A 16,984-nucleotide genomic window follows, 5' to 3' on the forward strand; every position below is an offset into this window, starting at 1 on the left:
GCGCTTCCTCTCGTCGCGATTTATTGCCGAGCGGCCAACGCCAGGGCACTTTGCAGGGTCAGATTGGCGCCGGTCTCGATGTCTTCCCAGTTTGTCCATTCCGCGGCGGAATGGCTACGCCCCTGCAGGCTCGGCACGAAGATCATGCCGGTGCGGGTGATGCGGCTCATGCTCTGGGTATCGTGGGCTGCACCGCTGGGCATGGTGATGTACTCCAGCCCCATGCGTTCGGCCTGCGCCTCGATGGTCTGCACGACGCCGGGGTCACAGCGCACCGGATCGATCTCGGAGAGGACGTCGAACTCGAACATCAGGTCGCGCCGGCGCGCCAGGCTGGACAGGGTGCGCCGGGCCGCATGGGCCAGCGCGGTCAGGACCTTCTCGTCGGTGTCGCGCACCTCGAAGGAGAAGGTCGCCATGCCCGGCACGGTATTCGCCGCCCCCGGTGCCAGCTCCACGCGGCCGATGGTGGCGCGCGAGTTCGGACTGCCGTGCTCCTCGATCAGGCGATTGATCTCGCCGCCGAACTCCGCCAGACCCTGGAAGGGATCGATGCGCATGTCCATCGGCGTGGTGCCCGCGTGGTTGGGCTGGCCCTTCAGGCGCACCTCCCACTTGAACAAGCCGGTGATCGCCTCGACCACCCCGACACTGAGGCCGCGCCGGTCCAGCACCGGGCCCTGCTCGATGTGGGTCTCGATGAAGGCATGCAGGCTGTGCGGATCGCGCCGCGCGGCCAGCGCGTCGTCGGCGTTCAGCCCCCAGTTGGCCATGGCCTCGACCAGGGTCACGCCTTCGAGATCACGCGCATGGCTGATGCTCTCCGGGGTCAGCTTGCCGGCCATTGCCTGCGAGCCGAACATGCCGCCGAAACGGCCCTCCTCGTCGGTGAAGTCGATCACCTCGAGCGGGTACGCGAGGTCGACCGCGTTCTCCTTGGCGGTGCGCAGCACCTCCAGCCCGATCAGCACGCCCAGCGCCCCGTCCAGCGGACCCCCACCGGGCACCGTATCCAGGTGCGAACCCATGGCCACTACCGGGCGCTTGCCGTCGTAGTCGAGGCGCCCGTGCAGGTTGGCGGCACCGTCCTGCCAGACATCCAGGCCGGCGGCCTCGAGGCGCCCGCGAAACCACTCGCGCCCGGCGCGGTCGCCGTCGCTGAACGCGCGACGATGCAGGCCCCGGTCGGCATCGCGGCCGATCTGCGCGAGATCGTTGATGTCCTGCTGCAGGCGCTGCATGTTGATCTTGAGATCCGTCATGGATACCTCCGAAAGCGGGCCCACCCCGGATCACGCGAGAACGTTAGCTCGACACGGATCGGCAGGGCTGGACCAAGTGAATCAGCTGCGCGGACGCCCGCGCAGGATGGCCCCGATCAGGACCAGAAAGACGACTGCGCCCACGGCAAAAAAACCGAAGGCTCGGGCCAGGCTGTGATGCTCCACCGACACCATGGCTTGATCGGCCCAGGTGTCCGGATCGGCATCCGCGGCGCGCAGGCGAAACCGGTAGTCACCATCGGGCAGGCCGCTGATGACCGTGCTGGTATCGCCGCCCCGATAGAGGATGCGCGCATCCGCGTGGACGGGACCCGAGGCCTGCTCCAGTACCACGGGCGCATCTGCCTCCCACGCCAGGGTGAAGCCGCCATCCGTTGAGCGCTCGGGTGGCGCATCAAACGTGGGCTGCGCACCCGCCGCCAGTGGAAGGCAGAGAAGAAACGGCAGCAGCACGCGAAACAATCGCATCAGGGCCTCCGCGTCGGACGTTTCAGGACTTGCCGTCGAACGGCTGCAGGCCGGCCTTGGGCTCGGTGGTATTCATCGCCTCGACCAGCAGGTCCAGGCCCTGGTCCAGCTCCACGAGACGTCCCTTCGGCAACGACTGCAGGGCGCGGTTCAGTTCGCCCTGCGGGGCGGCCGGCGCCCTCTCCAGCAGTTCCAGCCCGGCATCGGTGACGTAGAGCCGGACGATGCGCTGGTCCTTTTCCGGGCGCCGGCGCTCGATCAGACCCCGGTGTTCCAGCTTGTCCAGAAGATTGGACGTGGTGGAGGCATGCACCGATAGCCGGCGCGACAGGTCGCTGACGTTCAGTCCCGGCGTGCGCTGCAACTCCCACAACGCCCACAGCTGCGAGGCGCTAATGCCACAGGCGCGCTCCACCGACCGCGAATGCCCCTGCAGGGCGCGGATGATCACGCGCAGCTGGCGGATCACCGACCGCGCGACATCCGGCTCGGCCGGCGCACCGGCAGGGGTGCCGGATTCATCCTGGGGTGCCTGGTGCACGGCTTGGGTGGAGGTCATGAAAACTTCTCGCAATAAATCATTCGTCTATTTATTTTTGTACAAAAATAGTTTTATTGCAACTCGAGGTCGAACTGGCGAAATCGCGCCACGGGCTCTAAACAAGTGAGTTGGGGTACCTGCCCCGGCGAGAAACCCGCCTCCCCGCCGGGTGCGAGACGCGTGACCGAAGGGCCCCGAACCCTCGGGGCCACAAGGAGGAACACGGGGGCGGGTGTGGTGGTCACACCACAGTGCGCCGAGCTCGCGTATCTTGTTTACAACGCATTAGAAACTGCTTATAAACGTTGCCGGCTACGATGAAGACGCACAGACGCGCATTCCGTGTCCGCCCAGGATGGCCTCTGGCGACACCCGAACCGCCCGACCAGAGAGGATCGCAATGAAGAAGACGATGAGCTGGACCCTGACACCCCTTTCCGGTGCCGTCGCCCTGGCCCTGTTCCTGGGCCCGAATGTCGCTGCCGCGGAATACGACAGCATCCAGGTCGGCAACCTGTCGATCGGCGGCGCCCTGCGCGCAAACTATGTGGTCGGTGACTACCCCGACTCTGATCGCCGCTCGTGGGACAAGGGCGGCAACTTCCTGCTGGACACCGCCCGGATCAATCTCGATTACGAAAATGGCCCCTGGCTCGGGAAACTGGAGTACCGCTGGTACGACGGCTACAACATGCTGCACACCGGCTGGGCGGGCTACAACTTCGAGAACGAGAGCCAGCTGCAGGTCGGCGTGAACCGCGTCCCCTTCGGCCCGGGGCCCTACGGTGTCTCCCAGAGCTGGTTCTTCGACCAGCATTACTATGTCGGCCTGTCCGATGACATGGACCTCGGCGTGAAGTACTCCATGCCGATGGGTGACTGGACCTGGGACTTCGGCTACTACGCACGGGATGAAGGAAACTATTCCGGCGATACCGAGGACAGCTCGCGGTACTCCTACGATGTCGTCAACGAATCCGGTGACGGCTACGAAGAACGCAACCAGTTCAATGTCCGCGGTATCTACAGCATCCCGAACGCCAATGCCGATGTCGGCTTCTCGGCGCAGTACGGCGAGCTGAAGAGCAGGGGCCCGCAAAGTGACGGGGACCACTACGCAGTCTCCGGCCATATGGTCAACAACTGGGGCAACTGGACCCTGGCCAGCCAGCTGACCTATTACAAGTTTGACGTCGACGAGAACCAGCCGCTGGGCACAGACAAGCTCGTTCAGATGGGCGCCTACGACTTCCCTAACACCGTGGCCGCAGAGGGCTGGATTCCGGCCGTTTCGCTCAGCTACTACAAGGAAACCAGCAACATCCCATGGCTGGATTACGTGATCCCCTACGCCGAGGTCTCCTCCATCGTGAAGAGCGAGAGCGACTTCAACAACAGCGATCTACTGGTTCTAGGGGCGGCCTGGGCGCGGGGTAACTGGTACATCTACACCGACCTGGCCTACTCCAACGGTAACGAGTTCGTGGGCGGTAACCGTCGCGGCGACAACCCGTTTGGCGATCGCCTTGGGGCCAACGAGGAAGACAACTGGGAAGCCCGAGTGAACATCAACTTTGGTTACTACTTCTAAGCCGTACGGGCAAGGCCGTCACCAGGCGGCCATCCGCCGAACCCGAGCCCGTGCCGTCTGGTGCGGGCTTTTTTGTGCCCGCCGAAAGCCACTCGGATCAGGTGCGGCTACTCGCGAGCGGACGCCGGCGAGGTGTCTGGTCGACCGGGCTGGGGCATACGGTCGGGGTTGGCCCAGCGCATCAGGGCGAAGGCGAGCAGGATGGTGGGGATGCCGATCAGGGCGGAGCTGGCGAAGAACCAGACCCAGCCGATGTGTTCGGCCAGCACGCCGGTGAAGCCGGCCAGGAATTGCCCCGGCAGGGTCATGATGGAGCTGAACAGGGCGTACTGGGTGGCGGTGTAGGCGCTGTTGGTCAGACTGGAGAGATAGGCGATGAACACCGAAATCGCCATCCCACCCGATAGATTGTCGGCCATGATCGCGAACACCAGCCCATAGGTCTCGGGCCCGAGCGTCGCCAGCCAGGAGAAGGTGAGGTTGGTCAGCGGCGCCAGGATCGCGGTCGCGATCAGCATGCGCATGATGCCGAAGCGCACCACCAGCAATCCGCCCAGGGCCGCACCGGTCAGGGTCATGGCCAGGCCGAAGGCGGCCGCAATATTGGCGATCTCTTCCTTGGTGAATCCGATGTCCAGATAGAACGGGTTGGCCATCACCCCCATGAAGATGTCGCTGATGCGAAAGACCGCGATAAACGCGATAACAACGAGGGCGATGCGGCCGAAACGCTGCCAGAACTCGACAAAGGGGCAGACCACCGCGCCGATGACCCAGGCCTTGAGGTCCCGCCACCAGCCGGTATCCGAGGTGCTGTTGAGGTAATGGACCACGCGATCCTCGAGCCGGGCCGTGGCGGCATCGCGTTTCGCGACCTCGGGCTCGCGCACGATCAACGAGCAGACGACACCTACCAGCATCAGCGCGGCCATGGCGGCATAGGACAGGCTCCAGCTACCGACGGCGGCGATGTGCAGCGCCCCGGCCCCCGCGGTCAGCAGTGCGACGCGATAACCGAACACGTAGGCCGCCGCCATGGCGCCCTGGCGCTCCTGGCTGACGGCCTCGATGCGATAGGCGTCGATGGCGATGTCCTGGGTGGCGGCGCCAAAGGCGGTGAGCACGGCCAGAACCGCAACCAGCCAGAGCTGTTCGACCGGGTCGGTCAGGGCGATCCCGACCAGCCCGAGGATGATCACGGCCTGGGCGAACAGCATCCACGCGCGGCGGCGCCCGAATACACGGGTCAGGATCGGCAGGGCCAGGCGGTCGACCACCGGTGCCCAGAACACCTTGATGCTGTAGGCCATGCCGACCCAGGACAGGAAGCCGATGGAGGCCAGCTCCACCCCGAGATCGCGCAGCCAGGCGGTGAAGGTCCCGCCGGTCAGCAGCAGCGGCAACCCCGCGGCGAAGCCGAGGAACAGCATCCCGATGACCCGTGGGTGGCGGTAGACCGCCAGGGCCGCGCGCCAGTCGCGGCTCGGGGGACGCTGCGCTTCAGCGACTCCGGTCATGCGCGGACGTCACCGAATGCGAGGAACATGCCCCGATCAGGGCTGGTAGTCATAGTCGATCCAGAACGGCGCGTGGTCGGAGAAGCGATCGTCGGTATGGATGTACGGGTCATGCGCGGTGGCCGCGATGCCCGGCGTGGCGATCTGGTAGTCGATGCGCCAGCCCACGTTCTTGGCCCAGGCCTGGCCGCGGTTGGACCACCAGGTGTACTGCTCCGGGCGTTCGTCCAGCCGCCGGAACACGTCCACCATGCCGATCTCGTCGAACAGGTGGTCCAGCCAGGCCCGCTCTTCCGGCAGGAAGCCCGAATTCTTGCGGTTGGACTTGTAGTTGGTCAGGTCAATCTCGCGGTGGGCGATGTTCCAGTCGCCACAGATCACCCATTCGCGCCCGTCCTGCATGCGCTCGGTCAGCCAGGGCCGGAAGAACTCCAGGAAACGCCACTTGGAATCCTGGCGATGATCGCCGGAGGAGCCGGACGGCAGGTACAACGAGACCACCGACAGATTGCCGAAACGCATCTCGGCATACCGGCCCTCGTTGTCCGCCTCCTCGAAGCCGATACGCGTAATGACCTCGTCCGGCTGGCGGCGGCTGTACAGGGCCACGCCACTGTAGCCGGGCTTTACGGCATCGACATAGACACTGTGGTACCCGGGTGGATGGAAGGGCTCGCCCTGGATCTGGTGGATCTGGGCCTTGGTCTCCTGGATGCAGACCACGTCGGCCCCGGTCCCCGGGAGCCAGTCGAAGAAACCCTTGCGGGCGGCGGCACGGATGCCGTTGGCGTTCATCGAGAGTATGCGCATGGCGGGGAACGATACCGGCGCGCGCACGCGCGGGAAAGGGCCTGGCTGCGGAATCCGCGTGTCCCTGTGTCAGAATACGGCGTTTTACGACCGGAGCACCCCGATGACCGCCCACGCCTTCCTGGAATACGCCCTGCAACGCGACGTCCTGCGCTTTGGCGAGTTCACGCTGAAGTCCGGGCGGACCAGTCCGTACTTCTTCAACGCGGGCCTGTTCAACCGCGGCTCCGACCTGACCCGCCTGGGCGAGTTCTACGCCCGTGCGATCGTGGACTCCGGCATCGAATTCGACCTGGTGTTCGGCCCCGCCTACAAGGGCATCCCGCTGGCGGCGGCGGTCACCGAAGCGCTGTTCCGCGATCACGGCATGGACCTCCCCTGGGCCTTCAACCGCAAGGAGGCGAAGGACCACGGCGAGGGCGGGAACATCGTCGGCGCGCCGCTGCAGGGCCGGGTGCTGATCGTGGACGACGTGATCACCGCCGGCACCGCCATCCGCGAATCGGTGGACCTGATCCGCGCGGCCGGGGCGACGCCAGTGGGCGTGGCGATCGCCCTGGACCGCGAGGAGCGCGGCCGCGGCGAGCGCTCGGCGATCCAGGAGGTCGAAGCCGACTTGGGCCTGCAGGTCATCCGCGTTGCCGGGCTGACCGATCTCGTGACCATGCTGGAGGATACGGGCCGCGCGCCCGAACACCTGGAGGCCCTGCGCGCGTACCGCGCCGAGTACGGCGTTTAGGGGGCGCGTACCGCGGCATCGCCCCCCGTCATTGCGAGGAGTGAAGCGACGAAGCACAAAAGCAGCGAAGCTGCGTTGAACGGCCGCAGGCCGGCCCGCAGGGCGATCGAAGCGAGCAACCTCCCGGAGCTGGCAGGGGGCCGGGCCGGGATCGGGCGGTTCCGGACGGAGGTTGCTTCGTCGGCTACGCCTCCTCGCAATGACGGGGCAGGGGTTTACGCAGGGTGGCGGCATGTGCGCCGATCGGCGCTACAGCAGTTCGGTATCGTCGTGCGAGTAGGCCGGGGAGCAGCTGCAGAGGATGTGCAGCGGCTCGGTGCCAGTATTGAGGATGTTGTGCGGCGTGCCGGGATGGATACAGACGGTGTCACCCACGGCCACCGGGAAGGTCTCCTCACCCAGACGCATCTCGCCCTGCCCGCGGGTCACGTGATAGATCTCCTCGGTGCGGGCATGGCGATGCAGGCGCGTGACAGCACCCGGCTCGACCACCGCCTCGGCCAGGCTCTGGGCCGCATTGCCGTGCACGTCAGGGTGCATCAGCTCGCGGATCTCGGAGCCGTCCTTCGTGTCGTAGGCCGGTGTGTCGCTGTAGCGTGTATGCATGGCGCGCTCCCTCAGGCCGAGGCCGGCACTTCCTCGAACAGGAGGCTGCGCCCGCCCATTGCAGAGGGCTTGGGCACGCCCATCAGCTCCAGCACGGTCGGGGCCACATCGGCCAGGCCGCCGCCGGTGCGCAGACGCCAGCGCTGCGAGTCGGTAATCATGCACATCACCGGATAGATGGTGTGCTGGGTGTGCGGGGCCCCGGTCACCGGATCCACGTATTCGTCGCAGTTGCCATGGTCCGCGGTGACGATCGCCGAATATTCGAGCTTCTTCGCCGCATCCAGCACCCGCCCGACCTCACGATCCAGGACCTGGACGGCCTCGATCAGGGCCTCGCGCTTGGCCGTATGACCCACCATGTCGCCATTGGCGAAGTTGACCAGGACGAACCCGTAGCGCCCGCTCTCCATCGCCTGGATGGTCTGGTCGGCGACCTCGACCGCGCTCATCTCCGGCTGCTCGTCGTAGGTATCCACCGACGGCGAGGGGACCATCACGCGCTGTTCGCCGGCGTAGGGCTCTTCCTTGCCGCCGTTGAAAAAGAAGGTCACGTGGGCGTACTTCTCGGTCTCCGCACAGTGGAACTGCGGGATGCCGGCGGAGGCGATGGTGCTGCCCAGAGTCGTCGACGGGCGTTCCGGCGGGAACGCGATCGGCGACAGGAAGCGTGGGTCGTACTCGGTCAGGCAGGTCTCGGAGACCGGGTGAAAGTCACCGCGGTCGAAGCCGTCGAAGTCGTCCATGCCCAGGGCCGCGGTCAGCTGACGCGGACGGTCATTACGGAAATTGAACAGCACGCAGACCGCATCCTGTCCCAGCGGCTCGCCACCGTTGATGATGCGCGGGTTGATGAACTCGTCGTCCTCGCCCGCCGCATAGGCCGCCTCGATCGCCTCGCGCGCGGAACCGGCGGCCTCCCCCTCGGCGTAGGCCATCGCGCGGAAGGCCTTTTCCGTGCGCTTCCAGCGCTTGTCACGGTCCATCGCGTAGTAACGCCCGCACACGGTGGCGATGGCGCCGCCAGCGTTCGCCAGCTCTTCCTCCAGCGGATCGAGGTAGTGGAGCGCGGAACGGGGTGCGGTATCGCGGCCGTCGGTGATCATGTGCACCATCGGGCGCGCGCCCTCGCGCTGGCAGATCTCCACCAGGGCGCGCAGGTGGCGGATATGCGAGTGCACGCCACCATCGGACACCAGACCGATCAGATGCAGCGGCTGGTCCTTCGCGGCCGCGGCGCGCGCAGCACTGACCAGGGCGTCGTTCTCGTAGAAGCTGCCATCGGTGATCGAGTCGTCGATACGCACCAGGTCCTGGTTGATCACGGTGCCCGCACCCAGGGTCAGATGCCCGACCTCGGAGTTGCCCATCTGCCCATCCGGCAGCCCGACGGCGCGACCACAGGCGTCCAGTGTCGTGTGGGTATGAGTGGAGAGGTACTCGTCGAGGCGCGGCGTATCGGCCTCGGCGTAGGCATTATTCAGCTTGGACGGGTTCACGCCCACCCCGTCCATGATGATCAGCAGGACAGGGCGGCGGGGGGTGGGACGCGGGTGTGCCATCGCGGGATCATTACCTGGGTCAATGGGTTACCCGGGTATTTTAGCAACTTCCGATGCTTGGCGGGGGCGCAGGCCTGCACAAATACGGCCGCCGGCGCGGTGACTCAACGATCGCGCGCCGTATCGCCATCCTCCTGCGATGCGTCCGCGTCGGGCTGGCCGTCGTCAGCTGGGCCCTCGCCACCCTGGCTCTCGTCCGCCACGGGCGCCGGCTCGGCGGGGGCGTCAGTGGCGAGTGTGCTCGCGGACTCGCGCTGGCGACGCAGTTCGGCCTGTTCTTCCTCGATGCGGTCGAGCTCGGCGTCCATCTCGTCGTCGGTCAACGGCGTGTACCCGGTGCGCGCGGCGGCGCTCGCGCCCCCGCCGGCGGATGCGGCCGCCGTGGACGAAGTGGCCCGCGTGGTGCCGGACGCCTTGCCCGAACCGCCGGGGCCACCGCGCGGCGTACCACCGCCGCCACCCGGTCCATCGTCGTCCGGACCATCATCGGCGTCGGCCGCATCGTCACCGCCCGCAGTCGCACGGCGTTGCGCCTTCTTGCGCTCCATGATGCGCGACAGGATCAGGCCAATCTCGAACAACAGCCACATCGGTAGCGCCAGCAGGGTCTGCGAGATGATGTCCGGCGGGGTCAGCACCATGCCGACCAGAAACACGCCGACGATCACATAGGGGCGCTTCTGCGACAGCTTGGCCGGGGTCGTGGCCCCCATGGAGACCAGCAGGATCGTTGCCACCGGCACCTCGAAGGCAATGCCGAAGGCGATGAACAGCATGATGACGAACGACAGATAGCGCGAGATATCGGTCATCACGGCCACGCCCTCGGGCGCCGTGGCCGTGAAGAACGCGAAAATGAGCGGGAAGACCACGAAGTAGGCGAACGCCATCCCCAGATAGAACAGCGCGGTGGACGACGCCACCAGCGGCAGCGCCATGCTCTTTTCGTGCGAGTAAAGTCCGGGCGCCACGAAGGACCAGACCTGATACAGCAGGTAGGGGATGCTGAGCACCACCGCCAGCAGCAGGGTCAGCTTGAACGGGATCAGGAACGGCGCGGCCACGTCGATCGCGATCATGCTGGTGCCTTCCGGCAGGTGCTGCATCAGCGGGCCGGCCAACCAGGTGTAGATCGGGTTGGCGAACGGGAACAGGATCAGGAACATCACCAGGATGGCAATGAACATCCTGAGGATGCGGTCGCGCAGCTCGATCAGGTGCGTGAGCAGGGTCTCGGTCGCTTCCGGACTCGGCTCGACCCCCGGTTTGGTCTTGCTCATGAGTGCTTGTCAGGGGTCTGGTCGTTGTGGGTGGTATCCGCTTCGGGATCAGAGGCCTCGCCCCCCCGTGACTCGGCAGGGTCCGGGGTACGCCGTTCGCGCACCGCCGGTTTCGTCCGCTCCGGACGCGGGCCATCGGAGGCGCGCGCCTTTTGCTCGGCGGCCAGCGCCGGGTCGTCGGTCATCAAGTTGCCATCCAGATCGCCCTGGGTGGGCACACGCCGAACCTCGGGCGCATCCGCGTCGTCGGCTGCCTCCGGCGCACCCGTGTCCGAAGCACGCGCCGACGCATCCGGGCTGCGCATGGATGGCTTGTCCCGCACCGCGGGCTTGGCCTTGTTCTCGGCCAGGGCCTTTTGCTCCTTGCCGGAGAGATCCTTGCGGGTCTTCGGCTTGCCCTCGATATCTTCGCGCAGGTCCCGCTCGGTATCCTCGATATCCTCGCGCAGACTGGTCTCGGTCTCGTCCATCATGTTCTTGAGCTGGCGGATCTCGCGATCCTGGCTCTTCAGCATGTTGCGCAGTTCGTCGGTCTGCAGCTCCTGCTCGAAGTCCGATCGCACGCTATGGACGAAACGCCGGGTCTTGCCGACCCAGCGCCCGATCTCGCGCGCAAGCCCGGGCAGACGCTCCGGCCCCACGACCAGAAGCGCCACCAGCACGATGATGATGATTTCCCAGAAGCCGATGTCGAACATGGGCTATCGCTCGAGCCTGGCCGCCGCGCAGGGCGCGAGGCTCAGGACTTCTTGTCCGATTGCGAGGCGTCGGAATCCTTTTCGCTGCTCTTCTTCACCTCAGCGTCGACCACCCGGCCTTCGCTGTCGGTCTGGTTCTCGACCTCGCGCGGCTCTTCGTCTTCTTCGCCTTCCTTCTTCTCGGCGTCGGGATCCTTGACCGCCTGGCGGAAGTTTTTCATCGCCGAGCCGATATCCCCACCCATGTTGCGCAGCTTCTTCGTGCCGAACAGCAGCACGACGATGAGCAGGACGATGAGGAGCTGCCAAATGCTGATACCACCAATACCCATGGACTCTGTTCTCCAGTCATACAACTTTGGGGTTAGCCTGAACGGCGCCAGGCCCATAATCAACTCTGGGGCACACCGGCCACTGTGGGCGTTCGTGCTGGAGTCGCTGTTTCTTCGCGGACAGGGCGCGGTGATTGCAGTGTAGCCGCGCCACATGAACGAACGCTTTACGGCCGGCGACTAAATGCGGCCCCCGGGGAAAGACCGATCAATGTACACGCTACGAATGGTCGGACCGGCGACCACTGGTTTCGCGCGCGGCCTTCTCGGCAACGCCCGACAGACCGAAACGCCGGCCCAGTTCATCGAGGACATCGTCCGGGTGCCGTCCGCGGGCCGCGAGCACCACCAGGGCATGAAACCACAGGTCGGCCATTTCCGACACCAGGGCGTCGGTGTCGTCGTTCTTGGCGGCAATCAGCGTCTCCGCCGATTCCTCGCCCAGTTTCTTGAGCATCTCGTCCAGCCCGCGCGCGTGAAGCTTCGCCACGTAGGACTGCTCCGGGTCGGCCTGGCGACGCTGCTCGATCACCTCGGCGAGCGCGGAAAGCACCTCGGCACCACCCGGACGAGCGGGAGTCGAATCGGTCATTGCGCGGCCACCTCGGCATCGTTCGGCCGCACCGGGACACCGGCCGCCGCCATTGCGTCCTTGGCCTCGCCCACCGTGTGCTGACCAAAGTGAAAGATACTGGCCGCCAGCACGGCATCGGCATGGCCCTCGGTCACGCCCTCCACCAGGTGCTGCAGCTCACCGACCCCGCCCGAAGCAATCACCGGCACGCCGACCGCATCGCTGACCGCGCGGGTCAGGGGCAGGTCGAAGCCGATACGGGTGCCGTCACGATCCATGCTCGTCAGCAGGATCTCGCCGGCCCCCAGGGACTCCATGCGCTGCGCCCACTCGACCACGTCCAGCCCGGTCTCGCGGCGGCCTCCGTGGGTAAAGACCTCCCAGCGCGGTGGTTCATTCCCCGTGCTGACCTGCTTGGCGTCGATCGCGACCACGATGCACTGGCTGCCGACCCAGTCGGCGGCCTCGCGCACCAGCTCGGGCCGGTGCACCGCGGCGGTGTTGATGGAGACCTTGTCGGCCCCGGCGTTCAGCAGGCGGCGGATGTCTTCGACCGCGCGCACGCCACCACCCACAGTCAGCGGGATGAACACCTCGCGCGCGACGGCCTCGACCACGTGCACGATGGTCTCGCGGTCGTCGCTGGAGGCGGTGATGTCGAGGAAGGTGATCTCGTCCGCACCCTGGGTGTTGTAGCGCCGGGCGATCTCCACCGGGTCCCCGGCATCGCGGATGCCGACGAAGTTGACACCCTTGACCACGCGGCCGGCGTCGACATCCAGACAGGGAATGATGCGCTTGGCGAGCATCTCAGGTTGCGAGGGCCTTGCGGGCCTCCTCCAGGGTGAAGGCGCCGTCGTACAAGGCCCGGCCGACGATGGCGCCGGTAATGCCCTCGTCCTCGCGGGCTGCGAGGTTGCGCAGGTCGTCCAGCGAGCTGATGCCGCCGGAGGCGATCACCGGCACGCGCACGTTGCTCGCCAGGCGCGCGGTAGCCTCCACGTTGGGGCCCTTCATCATCCCGTCGCGGGCGATGTCGGTGTAGACGAAGGCCACCACGCCGTCCGCCTCGAAGTGCTGGGCCAGGTCGATCACGTCGTGGTGCGACAGCTTGGACCAGCCATCCACCGCCAGCTTGCCGTCCTTGGCATCCAGCCCGACGATGATACGGCCGGGGAATTCCAGACACAGGTCGTTCACGAAGTGCGGCGCGCTGACCGCGCGGGTACCGATGATCACGTATTCGACCCCGGCATCCAGATAGGCCTGAACCGTGTCCTCGTCGCGCACGCCACCGCCGATCTGGATCGGCAGGTCGGGGAAGGCCTTGGCAATCGCGTGCACCGCCTTGGCATTGCGCGGCTGACCGGCAAAGGCGCCGTCGAGATCAACGATATGCAACCGCTCGGCCCCGGCATCGACCCAGCGCTTCGCCATCTCCACCGGGTCCTCGCCGAACACGGTGGAATCGTCCATGTTCCCCTGGCGCAGGCGAACGCACTTGCCTTCCTTCAGATCGATTGCGGGAATGACCAGCATCTTCGACTCCTCACGACGCCCCGGGACCGTCACCGTCCCAGCGCAGAAAGTTATGCAGCAGACGCAGCCCGCAGGCGGCGCTCTTCTCCGGATGGCACTGCATGGTGAACAACGAGCCCCGCGCCAGTGCCGAGGCAAAGGTCTCGCCATAATCGGTGCGCCCGGCGACATCGGCCTCGCGCTCGGGCTGCACCCGGTAACTATGGACGAAATAAAACCACGGGGTCTCCGGCAGGCCGTGCCACAGGGGATGCTCCTGCGCCGGCAGCACGCGGTTCCAGCCCATGTGCGGGATCTTCAGGCGCCGGCCATCCGGGCCCTGCATGGCGGGAAAGCGCGCGACCCGGCCCGGCAGGATGCCCAGCAGGTCGACGCCGCCGCTCTCCTCGCTGGCGTCCATCAGGATCTGCTGGCCCAGGCACAGGCCCAGGAACGGGCGGTCGGCCGCCAGCTCCGGCAGCAGCCGGTCGAGCCCGCGATTCGACAGCGCCTGCATGGCATCCCCGGCCGCGCCCTGGCCGGGAAACACCAACCGATCGGCCTCGCGCAAGGTCTCGGGGTCGTCGGTCAGCAGTACGCGCTGGTCGCCCGCGGCCTCGTGCTCCAGTGCACGCACGACCGAGTGCAGATTCCCCATGCCGTAATCGATGACGGCAACAGTTTCCATGGCCGGGTCTCGTCCGTTGGTCCGTTAAGGAAACACTGATCCATGTACACGCTCGCGCTCGAGTCGCTTTTGCGTGCGAACAAGGCGCGGTGACTGCCGTGCAGTCATTCTGCACAAAGGAACCGCAACGCCGTGCGCGCGCAAAAGCGGCCGAGCCCCTTGGGGTACCAACGCGAGTGTGTACATGGATCAGTGTTTCCTTAGAGACTGCCCTTGGTGGACGGCGTGATCCCCGCGGAGCGCGGATCGAACTCCGCCGCCACACGCAGGGCGCGCCCGAAGGCCTTGAAGATGGTCTCGGCGACATGATGCGCGTTGTCGCCACGCAGGCAGTCGATGTGCAGGGTCATCCAGCTGTGGTTGACCAGGCCCTGGAAGAACTCGTGGAACAAGTCCACATCAAATTCGCCGATGTGCGAACGGCGGAAATCCGCGTGCATCTCCAGCCCCGGACGCCCGGAGAAGTCGATGACCACCCGTGAAAGGGCCTCGTCCAGCGGGACATAGGCATGGCCATAGCGGCGGATACCCTTCTTGTCCCCCAGGGCCTTGGCCAGCGCCTGCCCCAGGGTGATCCCGACGTCCTCCACCGTGTGATGGGCATCGATATGCAGATCGCCCTCGGCGCGCACGTCGAGATCCACCAGGCCGTGACGGGCCACCTGGTCCAGCATGTGGTCGAGGAACGGGATGCCGGTCTCAAGATGGCTTTGGCCGGTGCCGTCGAGGTTCAACTCGACGGCGATCCGGGTCTCCAGGGTGTCGCGGCGGACAGATGCAGTACGTTCAGTCATGTTCCGGTTCGGGCACGGTAAAAGGTCAGTGTAGCAAGGCTGGCCGTCGCCCGGTATGACACAGGGAAACACGGGCCTATTCACGCTAGGGAAACACTGATCAATGTACACACTCGCGTTGGCACCCCAGGTTTTCCGAGACAAGGCGCGCCGTGCAACGGGTAGGGTTCTACCCGCAAGCGGTGCAACGCAGGATCGGGGAACCTGGGGTGCCAACCCCACAAGCCATTGAAAGCAGGGGCTCGGCCGCTTTTGCGCGCGCACAGCGTTACGGCTCCCTTGTGCAGAATGACTGCACGGCAGTCACCGCGCCTTGTTCGCACGCAAAAGCGACTCGAGCGCGAGCGTGCACATTAATCAGTGTTTCCCTAGAGCAGCGTCGGGGCGGACAGCGGCCTCACCCCCGCCACTACATGCCGGAGGTCAGCTTCGGCCCCACCAATAACGCCTCGGGCACCACCGCCTGGATCGCCCCCGGCACTTCAGTGCAAAGCCCTGGCCGCGCGGTCAACGAGACCCACAGGGTGTTCAGCTTCAGGTTCAGCTCGACGAACGCGATATCGTCCCCATAGCTGTTCAACACGCGCTCGATGGCGCGCGCCCGGGCATGGAGTTCGGAGCGCGGACGCTGGCGCAGCCCGGGGATCAGCATCATGAAGTCCGCCAGCCGGCGGCCTGCGGCGTCGCGCCGGGGCAGGCGTTGCCACAGGGGCTGGTGGGGCTCGAGGAGCAGCGCCGGGCGCAGGGCCGGATCGGCTTCACGGGGCGCGGGGATATCCGGGGACATGGCGGTGCGCTCGGCATGGACCTGTCTGGAGTGTAGTCCACGCCAGAGAGACGCTGACCACAGACACCCGATGACCGGACACAAAAAAGCCGGGGACCAGCCCCGGCTTCTTCAAAGAGAGTGGGAACCCTCTTTTTACCGCACTTCGACGTCGGTCGAGTCGGATTCACCCTTGTTGTCCGTCCAGGAGACGGTCACGGTGTCACCGGCGGCGCCGTCGATCTCGCACTGCAGGAACGGGTTGCGGGAGACGGTGTAGTTCCAGTTGGCGGTAATGGCGGTGTCGCCATTGCGCGCAATTTCCACGGTTTCGATGAAGTGCGGGCCACCGTCGTCGTCGGGGACGAGCATGTCGTGGCTCATCAGCGCACGGATATTGATAACGCCGTTGCTTTCTTGGGCGCGAACTCGGATAGACATATCTTAAACCTCCAGTAGTGTTCGGATCAGCGGTTGGGGGTCGGCGTTAGCCGCCGCAGCCACCGACCGTGACCTTCACTTCTTGAACCGTCTTGTACCAGGTGTCGCCGGACTTCACGGCGGCGATCACGTTGGAGGACTCGCCCATGCGGATACGGCCAGAGATGTTCGCATGCGCGCCATCGGCCAGCACGTAATGTGCGACCAGCGGCAGGTTGTTCAGCTCGACGAACACGGCCATTTCGGTCACGTTGTCCAGGCTGGATTCGACCGACACCGGAACCACGGCGCCGTTCTCGGCGATTTCCGGGGCGCTCAGGGTGACGTCGCCATCGGCAATGTCGCTGGAGCCGGTGACGGCTTCAAAGGCGGCTTCGAGGCCTTCGGCGCCGAAGGCCTCGGACGGCCAGGCGGCGAGCAGCTTGCTCGGGGCGAGCAGACCGGCCCCGACGGCGACACCGACAGTACCGGCGGCGAGAGTGCCTTTCAGGAAGACACGGCGCTTGGTGCTAATCATGGATGATCTCCTCTCATCTTGTGGGTCAGATCCGGATTATCCGGGACGTCTTGGCGGCGAACCGCGGTGACGCCTGTTGCTTTGGACGGCGAGCGGCAGGTCTCTATTCCCTGCGGATCGGGCTCCGCCCCCTGACCAGCTTCAGTGGTCTTTTGCTGGTCTCGCAGATGCATCGTCCCAAACCTGGCTGAATCATTGATGAACGAATCATCGCCGTTCACGATCGGGTAAATTTCGTCGGACAGATACCGCAGCATCT

21 protein-coding genes are annotated in these 16,984 nt (G+C 65.8%); 2 read left to right on the top strand and 19 right to left on the bottom strand.

Features of this window, described 5'->3' with window-relative positions; translation table 11 throughout:
• Window positions 1-20 precede the first annotated feature (20 nt).
• The 3 genes from B0684_RS07540 to B0684_RS07550 form a co-directional block, all read right to left on the bottom strand.
• Window positions 21-1,262 carry a Zn-dependent hydrolase gene (locus tag B0684_RS07540; protein WP_018144912.1) on the bottom strand — a complete coding sequence of 414 codons (1,242 nt, stop codon included), beginning with the start codon at window positions 1,260-1,262 and terminating at the stop codon, window positions 21-23.
• A gap of 81 nt (window positions 1,263-1,343) precedes the next feature.
• A complete protein-coding gene (locus tag B0684_RS07545) occupies window positions 1,344-1,751 on the bottom strand; it encodes a hypothetical protein (protein WP_018649590.1) in 408 nt (135 codons plus the stop codon).
• Window positions 1,752-1,773: 22 nt separating this feature from the next.
• A complete protein-coding gene (locus tag B0684_RS07550; RefSeq protein WP_018168765.1) occupies window positions 1,774-2,310 on the bottom strand; it encodes a MarR family winged helix-turn-helix transcriptional regulator in 537 nt (178 codons plus the stop codon).
• A gap of 382 nt (window positions 2,311-2,692) precedes the next feature.
• Between B0684_RS07550 and B0684_RS07555 the strand changes: the two genes are divergently transcribed.
• Entirely contained in the window at window positions 2,693-3,883 is a 1,191-nt protein-coding gene (locus B0684_RS07555; protein WP_018649591.1) for a hypothetical protein, read from the top strand.
• 107 nt (window positions 3,884-3,990) lie between these two features.
• Here B0684_RS07555 and B0684_RS07560 read toward each other — a convergent pair whose 3' ends face one another.
• Both B0684_RS07560 and B0684_RS07565 read right to left on the bottom strand, forming a co-directional pair.
• Complete coding sequence (locus B0684_RS07560) at window positions 3,991-5,400, bottom strand: AmpG family muropeptide MFS transporter (protein WP_018649592.1); 1,410 nt, start codon at window positions 5,398-5,400, stop codon at window positions 3,991-3,993.
• A 36-nt stretch (window positions 5,401-5,436) separates the two neighbouring features.
• Complete coding sequence (locus B0684_RS07565) at window positions 5,437-6,210, bottom strand: exodeoxyribonuclease III (RefSeq protein WP_255349456.1); 774 nt, start codon at window positions 6,208-6,210, stop codon at window positions 5,437-5,439.
• Window positions 6,211-6,313: 103 nt separating this feature from the next.
• Between B0684_RS07565 and pyrE the strand changes: the two genes are divergently transcribed.
• The gene (gene pyrE, locus B0684_RS07570; protein WP_018168769.1) at window positions 6,314-6,949 is read left to right on the top strand and encodes an orotate phosphoribosyltransferase; all 636 of its coding nucleotides are present in this window, start codon (window positions 6,314-6,316) and stop codon (window positions 6,947-6,949) included.
• Between the two features lie 249 nt (window positions 6,950-7,198).
• On the opposite strand, the gene B0684_RS07575 is transcribed toward pyrE, so the two are convergent.
• The 14 genes from B0684_RS07575 to B0684_RS13885 all read right to left on the bottom strand — a co-directional run bounded on the left by B0684_RS07575 (window position 7,199) and on the right by B0684_RS13885 (window position 16,982).
• Complete coding sequence (locus B0684_RS07575) at window positions 7,199-7,555, bottom strand: cupin domain-containing protein (RefSeq protein WP_018168770.1); 357 nt, start codon at window positions 7,553-7,555, stop codon at window positions 7,199-7,201.
• A gap of 11 nt (window positions 7,556-7,566) precedes the next feature.
• Window positions 7,567-9,117: a 2,3-bisphosphoglycerate-independent phosphoglycerate mutase gene (gpmI, locus tag B0684_RS07580; RefSeq protein ID WP_018649593.1), complete on the bottom strand. Its 1,551-nt coding sequence runs from the start codon at window positions 9,115-9,117 to the stop codon at window positions 7,567-7,569.
• Between the two features lie 104 nt (window positions 9,118-9,221).
• Window positions 9,222-10,397, bottom strand: coding sequence for a twin-arginine translocase subunit TatC (gene tatC / locus B0684_RS07585; protein WP_018168771.1), 1,176 nt, complete (start codon window positions 10,395-10,397; stop codon window positions 9,222-9,224).
• Window positions 10,394-11,095 carry a Sec-independent protein translocase protein TatB gene (tatB, locus tag B0684_RS07590; RefSeq protein ID WP_018175909.1) on the bottom strand — a complete coding sequence of 234 codons (702 nt, stop codon included), beginning with the start codon at window positions 11,093-11,095 and terminating at the stop codon, window positions 10,394-10,396. Before tatB ends, tatC begins: the two co-directional genes overlap by 4 nt.
• A 41-nt stretch (window positions 11,096-11,136) precedes the next feature.
• Window positions 11,137-11,427: a twin-arginine translocase TatA/TatE family subunit gene (tatA, locus tag B0684_RS07595; protein ID WP_018144923.1), complete on the bottom strand. Its 291-nt coding sequence runs from the start codon at window positions 11,425-11,427 to the stop codon at window positions 11,137-11,139.
• 220 nt (window positions 11,428-11,647) lie between these two features.
• Window positions 11,648-12,019, bottom strand: a complete 372-nt coding sequence (locus B0684_RS07600) for a phosphoribosyl-ATP diphosphatase (protein ID WP_018175910.1) — start codon at window positions 12,017-12,019, stop codon at window positions 11,648-11,650.
• Window positions 12,016-12,810, bottom strand: coding sequence for an imidazole glycerol phosphate synthase subunit HisF (gene hisF / locus B0684_RS07605; protein WP_018144925.1), 795 nt, complete (start codon window positions 12,808-12,810; stop codon window positions 12,016-12,018). The genes B0684_RS07600 and hisF overlap by 4 nt, the downstream gene beginning before the upstream one ends.
• Before the next feature lies 1 nt (window position 12,811).
• The gene (gene hisA / locus B0684_RS07610) at window positions 12,812-13,540 is read right to left on the bottom strand and encodes a 1-(5-phosphoribosyl)-5-[(5-phosphoribosylamino)methylideneamino]imidazole-4-carboxamide isomerase (RefSeq protein ID WP_018144926.1); all 729 of its coding nucleotides are present in this window, start codon (window positions 13,538-13,540) and stop codon (window positions 12,812-12,814) included.
• 10 nt (window positions 13,541-13,550) lie between these two features.
• Window positions 13,551-14,207 carry an imidazole glycerol phosphate synthase subunit HisH gene (gene hisH, locus B0684_RS07615; RefSeq protein WP_018175911.1) on the bottom strand — a complete coding sequence of 219 codons (657 nt, stop codon included), beginning with the start codon at window positions 14,205-14,207 and terminating at the stop codon, window positions 13,551-13,553.
• A 200-nt stretch (window positions 14,208-14,407) separates the two neighbouring features.
• The gene (gene hisB, locus B0684_RS07620; protein ID WP_018144928.1) at window positions 14,408-15,001 is read right to left on the bottom strand and encodes an imidazoleglycerol-phosphate dehydratase HisB; all 594 of its coding nucleotides are present in this window, start codon (window positions 14,999-15,001) and stop codon (window positions 14,408-14,410) included.
• Between the two features lie 409 nt (window positions 15,002-15,410).
• Window positions 15,411-15,788: a hypothetical protein gene (locus tag B0684_RS07625; protein WP_018168775.1), complete on the bottom strand. Its 378-nt coding sequence runs from the start codon at window positions 15,786-15,788 to the stop codon at window positions 15,411-15,413.
• Between the two features lie 135 nt (window positions 15,789-15,923).
• A complete protein-coding gene (gene soxZ / locus B0684_RS07630; RefSeq protein ID WP_018168776.1) occupies window positions 15,924-16,208 on the bottom strand; it encodes a thiosulfate oxidation carrier complex protein SoxZ in 285 nt (94 codons plus the stop codon).
• A gap of 46 nt (window positions 16,209-16,254) precedes the next feature.
• Window positions 16,255-16,725 (bottom strand): thiosulfate oxidation carrier protein SoxY, encoded by a 471-nt coding sequence (gene soxY, locus B0684_RS07635; RefSeq protein WP_018144931.1) that lies wholly within the window; start codon window positions 16,723-16,725, stop codon window positions 16,255-16,257.
• Window positions 16,722-16,982 (bottom strand): hypothetical protein, encoded by a 261-nt coding sequence (locus B0684_RS13885; protein WP_196799401.1) that lies wholly within the window; start codon window positions 16,980-16,982, stop codon window positions 16,722-16,724. Before B0684_RS13885 ends, soxY begins: the two co-directional genes overlap by 4 nt.
• Between the last annotated feature and the right edge of the window lie 2 nt (window positions 16,983-16,984).

The organism is Thioalkalivibrio versutus (genome assembly GCF_001999325.1).
In the GTDB taxonomy this organism is placed as follows: Bacteria; Pseudomonadota; Gammaproteobacteria; order Ectothiorhodospirales; family Ectothiorhodospiraceae; genus Thioalkalivibrio; species Thioalkalivibrio versutus.

What these genes read in the sequence shown, in the direction of transcription:
- B0684_RS07560 (WP_018649592.1), bottom strand. Translation starts at nt 5,400, where the DNA reads ATGACCGGAGTCGCTGAAGCGCAGCGTCCCCCGAGCCGCGACTGGCGC.
- tatC (WP_018168771.1), bottom strand. Translation starts at nt 10,397, where the DNA reads ATGAGCAAGACCAAACCGGGGGTCGAGCCGAGTCCGGAAGCGACCGAG.
- soxY (WP_018144931.1), bottom strand. Translation starts at nt 16,725, where the DNA reads ATGATTAGCACCAAGCGCCGTGTCTTCCTGAAAGGCACTCTCGCCGCC.
- hisF (WP_018144925.1), bottom strand. Translation starts at nt 12,810, where the DNA reads ATGCTCGCCAAGCGCATCATTCCCTGTCTGGATGTCGACGCCGGCCGC.
- hisH (WP_018175911.1), bottom strand. Translation starts at nt 14,207, where the DNA reads ATGGAAACTGTTGCCGTCATCGATTACGGCATGGGGAATCTGCACTCG.
- gpmI (WP_018649593.1), bottom strand. Translation starts at nt 9,117, where the DNA reads ATGGCACACCCGCGTCCCACCCCCCGCCGCCCTGTCCTGCTGATCATC.
- B0684_RS07555 (WP_018649591.1), top strand. Translation starts at nt 2,693, where the DNA reads ATGAAGAAGACGATGAGCTGGACCCTGACACCCCTTTCCGGTGCCGTC.
- pyrE (WP_018168769.1), top strand. Translation starts at nt 6,314, where the DNA reads ATGACCGCCCACGCCTTCCTGGAATACGCCCTGCAACGCGACGTCCTG.
- tatB (WP_018175909.1), bottom strand. Translation starts at nt 11,095, where the DNA reads ATGTTCGACATCGGCTTCTGGGAAATCATCATCATCGTGCTGGTGGCG.
- tatA (WP_018144923.1), bottom strand. Translation starts at nt 11,427, where the DNA reads ATGGGTATTGGTGGTATCAGCATTTGGCAGCTCCTCATCGTCCTGCTC.
- B0684_RS07575 (WP_018168770.1), bottom strand. Translation starts at nt 7,555, where the DNA reads ATGCATACACGCTACAGCGACACACCGGCCTACGACACGAAGGACGGC.
- hisB (WP_018144928.1), bottom strand. Translation starts at nt 15,001, where the DNA reads ATGACTGAACGTACTGCATCTGTCCGCCGCGACACCCTGGAGACCCGG.
- B0684_RS13885 (WP_196799401.1), bottom strand. Translation starts at nt 16,982, where the DNA reads ATGCTGCGGTATCTGTCCGACGAAATTTACCCGATCGTGAACGGCGAT.
- hisA (WP_018144926.1), bottom strand. Translation starts at nt 13,540, where the DNA reads ATGCTGGTCATTCCCGCAATCGATCTGAAGGAAGGCAAGTGCGTTCGC.
- B0684_RS07540 (WP_018144912.1), bottom strand. Translation starts at nt 1,262, where the DNA reads ATGACGGATCTCAAGATCAACATGCAGCGCCTGCAGCAGGACATCAAC.
- soxZ (WP_018168776.1), bottom strand. Translation starts at nt 16,208, where the DNA reads ATGTCTATCCGAGTTCGCGCCCAAGAAAGCAACGGCGTTATCAATATC.
- B0684_RS07625 (WP_018168775.1), bottom strand. Translation starts at nt 15,788, where the DNA reads ATGTCCCCGGATATCCCCGCGCCCCGTGAAGCCGATCCGGCCCTGCGC.
- B0684_RS07565 (WP_255349456.1), bottom strand. Translation starts at nt 6,210, where the DNA reads ATGCGCATACTCTCGATGAACGCCAACGGCATCCGTGCCGCCGCCCGC.
- B0684_RS07600 (WP_018175910.1), bottom strand. Translation starts at nt 12,019, where the DNA reads ATGACCGATTCGACTCCCGCTCGTCCGGGTGGTGCCGAGGTGCTTTCC.
- B0684_RS07545 (WP_018649590.1), bottom strand. Translation starts at nt 1,751, where the DNA reads ATGCGATTGTTTCGCGTGCTGCTGCCGTTTCTTCTCTGCCTTCCACTG.
- B0684_RS07550 (WP_018168765.1), bottom strand. Translation starts at nt 2,310, where the DNA reads ATGACCTCCACCCAAGCCGTGCACCAGGCACCCCAGGATGAATCCGGC.